Source organism: Stutzerimonas tarimensis (genome assembly GCF_042648805.1).
Lineage (GTDB): Bacteria > Pseudomonadota > Gammaproteobacteria > Pseudomonadales > Pseudomonadaceae > Azomonas > Azomonas tarimensis.
Map to the genome: position 1 here is coordinate 1 of NZ_JBHRXZ010000008.1, position 632 is coordinate 632.

At 63.3% G+C, this 632-nt stretch carries 1 pseudogene; it reads left to right on the top strand.

Annotated features, from left to right (window positions below):
• Positions 1 to 632, top strand: a pseudogene (locus ACFOMF_RS03990) (hypothetical protein); the annotation flags it as partial.

Sequence of the window (632 nt, forward strand, 5' to 3'; positions counted from 1 at the left end):
GCTCCACTGGGGAAAACAGGGAGCCCAGCATCCGGAAACGGATAGCTCAGTTGAAGGTGGGGTTTATGGAGCGCTTACGGCGAAACTCACCAGCGGAGAAGACCTGACCCTTTCCAGCGGCGGCACGATCACCTTCGAAGGCGTGAAGGACCTGGAACAGGAAAGCCACGAAAAGAGCAAGAGCAGCTTTGCCTGGCAGTCGGCGAAAGGCAAGGGCACGACCGACGAGACCCTGGTACAGAGCCAACTGATCGCCCAGGGCGAGTTGGTCATCCAGGCGGTGGAAGGGCTGCAGATCGACGTCAGGCAGGTCAACCAGCAAACGGTGAGCCAGACCATCGACGCGATGGTGCAGGCCGACCCGAACCTGGCGTGGCTGAAGGAAATGGAAAGCCGCGGCGACGTGGACTGGCAGCGGGTGAAGGAGGTCCACGACAGCTTCAAGTACAGCAGCTCAGGGCTGGGTGGGCCGGCGGCGATGGTCACCGCCATCGCGGTGGCGTATTTCACGGCCGGGGCGGCGAGTGCGGCCATTGGAAACCTGGCTGGTGCTGCCGCAGGGTCTGGCAGCGCAATGGCGGCAGCGGGAACGGCTACCGCCTCGGCAGTTGCAAGTGGTGCGGCAGTAGGTT